The organism is Halorubrum sp. AJ67 (assembly GCF_000513435.1).
In genome coordinates this window covers 377091-381295 of record NZ_CBVY010000002.1, presented here as the reverse complement: position 1 = coordinate 381295, position 4205 = coordinate 377091, and the positions used below count along the sequence as shown (strand labels likewise).

5 protein-coding genes and 1 tRNA gene are annotated in these 4205 nt (G+C 65.3%); 2 read left to right on the top strand and 4 right to left on the bottom strand.

The window, feature by feature from the left end; translation table 11 throughout:
• On the top strand, positions 1 to 732 hold a 732-nt coding region (locus tag BN903_RS03575; RefSeq protein WP_048076401.1), incomplete at its 5' end, for an MATE family efflux transporter.
• A 45-nt stretch (positions 733 to 777) separates the two neighbouring features.
• Here BN903_RS03575 and BN903_RS03570 read toward each other — a convergent pair.
• On the bottom strand, positions 778 to 1233 hold the full coding sequence (locus BN903_RS03570; RefSeq protein WP_048076400.1) for a DUF5814 domain-containing protein: 456 nt from the start codon (positions 1231 to 1233) through the stop codon (positions 778 to 780).
• A 164-nt stretch (positions 1234 to 1397) separates the two neighbouring features.
• Between BN903_RS03570 and BN903_RS03565 the strand changes: the two genes are divergently transcribed.
• Positions 1398 to 1470: transfer RNA gene (locus BN903_RS03565), tRNA-His, on the top strand.
• Between the two features lie 137 nt (positions 1471 to 1607).
• Here BN903_RS03565 and BN903_RS03560 read toward each other — a convergent pair.
• The 3 genes from BN903_RS03560 to BN903_RS03550 form a co-directional block, all read right to left on the bottom strand.
• Positions 1608 to 2315, bottom strand: coding sequence for a hypothetical protein (locus tag BN903_RS03560; protein ID WP_048076399.1), 708 nt, complete (start codon positions 2313 to 2315; stop codon positions 1608 to 1610).
• A 268-nt stretch (positions 2316 to 2583) separates the two neighbouring features.
• Entirely contained in the window at positions 2584 to 3144 is a 561-nt protein-coding gene (locus BN903_RS03555; protein ID WP_048076398.1) for a hypothetical protein, read from the bottom strand.
• A gap of 102 nt (positions 3145 to 3246) precedes the next feature.
• Positions 3247 to 3981, bottom strand: a complete 735-nt coding sequence (locus BN903_RS03550; protein ID WP_048076397.1) for an MBL fold metallo-hydrolase — start codon at positions 3979 to 3981, stop codon at positions 3247 to 3249.
• Positions 3982 to 4205 lie beyond the last annotated feature (224 nt).

Genomic DNA, 4205 nt, shown 5'->3' with positions numbered 1-4205 from the left:
CAGATCCGGCTCTCGGAGATGCTCCCGGACCCGGAGTTCGGGAAGACCGTCCTCGGAATTGGGCTGCCGGCCTCCGCGGAAGGGGCGGCGCGGTCGGTGTCGATCACCGCGCTGCTCGTCGTGGTCGCAAACTTCCCGAACGCGGTCAGCGGGGCGTACGGCATCGGGACGCGGATCTTCTCCGTGATCTTCCTCCCGGCGCTCGCCGTCTCGCAGGGGATCGAGACGATGACCGGACAGAACATCGGCGCTGGGGAGTTGGACCGCGCCGCCGACACGAACCACTTCGGCGCGCGCGCGATGCTCGTCCTGCTCACGGTCGGCGGCGGGGTCATCGTCCTCGCCGCGAGACCGATCGCGGGCGTCTTCTCCCCGGACCCGGCGGTGGTCGACCACGCGACGACCTTCCTCCGCGTGAGCGGCCTCTCCTTCGGGTTTATCGGCGTGATGCGCGCGTACACCGGCGGGTTCCGCGGCGCGGGGCACACGATGATCGCGGCCGTCATCTCCCTGATCACCCTCGGGTTCGTCCGGCTCCCGGTCGCGTGGGTCGCCGCCGGCTCCCTCGGGGCGATGGGCCTGTGGATCGCCTTCCCCGTCTCGAACGTCGTCGGCGGCGTCGTCGCGTACCTCTGGTTTAACCGGGACACCTGGCGCGACGGGAACCTCACGGAGGGAGGCCCGCCGGCCGAGGAGATCGGACCGGGCGTCGCGTCGCCCGAAGACGACTGAGTCCGACGGGTCCGTCCCCGCGACGGCTCCGACTGCGCCCGTCCGCTACCCTGACAGCTCTCGCTTCCGCTTCCGCGCGCGTTCGGACATTTCTCCGTTGCCGTCGACGTCGGCGAGCGTCTCGATGGCCTCCAGCTTCCTGACGGAGTCGTCGAGGAACGAGAGCACGTCGCCGGTGTACGCGTACACCATGTAGTCGTCGGTCATCACGTCGACGATGGCCTGCGGCCCCAGCCCCTCGGCGCGCAGTTCGAGGACGTAGCGCATGAACTTCTCCTCGGGACAGCCGCAGTAGGGGTTCGCGTCGCAGGTACAGTCGAGGAAGTCCTCGGCGAAATCGAGGACGCGGTCCCGGGTCGTCTCGTCGAGCTTCGAGAGGCCGTCGCCGGTGAACAGCAGATCGAGGGTCGCGCCGGCGAACGCCCCCTTCGGGATGTTCGTCTCCAGCTGGGAGGCGAGCTGCCGGTGGTTCTTCACGTAGATCTTGTCGGTAAAGGCCACGAGTTGGCGTCGCTACGCCCGCGACCCTCAAAAACGACGCGGTGGTCGGGACAGAGAGGGCGCTCGGTTCGGGGGCGTCACTCTCTCTCGGTCGCCACTCCGTGCCACGCCCGTCCGGGAGTCGTAACCGTTATTTATCGAAGCGAGGTAGTTGTCGACGCGCGTCCGGGTTAGGGTAGTGGACTATCCTTCAGCCTTGTGGAGGCTGAGACGCGGGTTCGATTCTCGCACCCGGACCTTTTCACGACGACCGAAGGGAGGAGTGGAAACGCTGGAAGGCGAGAATCGAAGCAGGGAGGTCGGGCGCAGCGAAGCGAGCGCGTCCGACTGAGGTTCGATTCTCGCACCCGGACCTTCTTCCTTTCACCAGCAGATCACGGTGCGGTGGTTTCCGATACGGCACCGGCTAATCGATCCAAGAACGCCGGATCACACGCCTCTTCGACGTGATAGACGTTCCATAGGCCTGAGTCAGTGATCTTCTCGTGAGGACTGTTTCGCCCCAACCAGCTGTCACTTTGAGGGTCGATGGTCTCTTTTCGATAGTTGCTGGCGAGTGCGATCGCGTTGCGTTCGATGTAGGCGCGGTCGCTTTGCGGACCGGGCTCGTCGTCGACGGCAACCCACAAGAATGGGAGATCTCGGATGTACTCACTCACGCGGTGTTCGTGGTCCAACTCCGCGAGACGACGCTCGCGGTCCGCACTGGATCCTTCACCCCAGTGGGGATACTCGTCGTGGAGACCGTCCCGTTCGATCATCGCTCGTCCCACGTGCTTGCGGAACACCGAGCCGCGGTGGTTCCCACCACCCTCGTAGCTCCCGCGGTTCGCACCCCGATGCGTCCGCAGTCGGTTCCACAACGACGTTCCCGATCCCGACGAGACGGCGTGCGTTCCGACGCGGGTCAGTCGGAGCTGGCCGGTCGAGTCCCGCGTCTCCTCTGTGAAAAAGAAATAGACGCCCCGTTCAGGCCAGTTCATATACCCAGTACAGTCTCTGAGGCGTCGTTTCCCACCGACGTTCGCTTCGAGACAGTCGAGAAGATCGTATAAATCGTCGAGATCCGAACGACGCGACATGCTATTCAGTTCGGGTGGTGGACAGAAAATCTCCGGGGGTCCCCGATATCTTCATCACACTCTGAGCATGCCTAATGCCGACATTTTTCTGGTAATGCTCTGACTGGATCCAGAGGCCTTCTCATTGCTTTGTTGTCCGATCTCCTTGCGGACACGTCGTTGGGTGAGGGCTGGTGTACGAGTTTAAATATCTCGACAAAATCACCGAGAACACGATCCTGTTCATCTCACCGACCCGCAGCTGGTCCCGCGTCGCCGCCACCCCGCGTCAACGCATCCCTTCGAGGATCTGTAGGTATCGAAACCCGGCCTCGCTGTAGTCCTTTGTCGACGAGGCCGCCGCTTCGCGGAGTTCGGTCATGCGCTCCGTGTACGCGTCGTTGAGGACGAGCCGCACCGTGACACCGTGGGCGGCTTCGATCCGGTCGGCGACCTCGGCCAAGCCCTCGGTCTGGTATCCCTCGCTGACGTACGGGGCCCACAGTTGGATCTCGGCCAGTTCGAGGTCATCGAATACCCCCCGCAGGTAGGCGACGATCCGCTCGAACTTCTCCGTGATCCGCTCTAAGCTGTACTGGTAGCTGTCGTTCCCGTAGTCAGCCCACTCTTCGGTGTCCGGCGATCCGGAGTAGAGCTGCCCGTCGAGATGGGTGATTACCTCGCAGGCGAAGATCCGCTGACCCTCGGAGGTTGATTTGACGCCGAGCACGTCGAGTTCCATCTGGTCGCTCCGCTCCATCGACCGCTGGTTGTACGTCACGAGGTCGCACTCCTCGATGACGCGGAAGTACGCGCCGACCAACTGCTCGCCGGCCTGCGGTTGCGTCATGAGACAGGATGTTCGTGCGATCGGATAAACCCTCCTAGGCCGCCAGTCGGTGTCAGAGGCGGTGTCCGGTCAGACAGGAATAAAACTCGCGCAGACTCGGGGTCAGAACTCGATCCGCTCACCGTCCTCCGGCACCAGCACGTCCTCCGTCTCCGCGCGCAGTTCCTCGCGCGACAGCAGGCAGTGGTTGATCGCCTCCATGTGGACCACGGCGACCGCGGCGTCGGTGGCGTCGCGCACGGCGGCGACGCCCTCGACGCCCATCGTGATCGGCTCCCCCTGATTGAACCGCGCCGCGCCGCCGTTGAGGACGACCGCGTCCGGGTCGGACTCCGCTAGCGTCTCCGCGACCGGCTCGTACCAGACCGTGTCGCCGGCGACGTACAGCGTCTCCGTCCCGTCGAGGACGAACCCGGAGACCGGTCCCATTCGCTCGGCCAGTTCGCCGTGACCGTGTCGACCGGGAGTCCGACGGACGGTGACCCCGTCGAACGACGCCTCGTCCTCCACCGGTCGCACGTCGGTGAACCCCTCGTCGACGAACGCGTCCGCCTCGGCGGGCTGGCAGAACAGCGGCACGTCGGCGTCGAGCGCCTCCCTCGCGGCGTCGTCGAAGTGGTCGGGATGGCGGTGGGTGACGATCACCGCGTCGTGCGACAGGTCGACGTCGGGCATCGGCACGAGCGGGTTCCGGCGGTCGTTCGGCGTGTCGTCGATCGGCGGCGTCGCGCCCTGCTCCGCGAACAGCGGATCGACGAGGAACGTCGTCTCGCCGACGGTCGCGAGGACGGTCGCGTTGCGAACGAGGGTGACGGCCAGACCGGTGTCTGTCGACATAGGTTTCCTTCGGCGAGGCGCGGGTTGTGGCTTACGACGGGGGCGATCCGGTCGGCCGGCGGGTCCCGTCTCCCGTTCCGTAACGCATCGTATACTTATGGGGCGGTCGCTCGTCGTGACGCTCGTTATGAACGAACGCGCGGCCGCCGTGCGACGACGTGACGTGCTTCGGGCCGGCGGCGCGGCGGGCCTAGTCGTGGGAGGCAAGGCACACAGGGGATAGG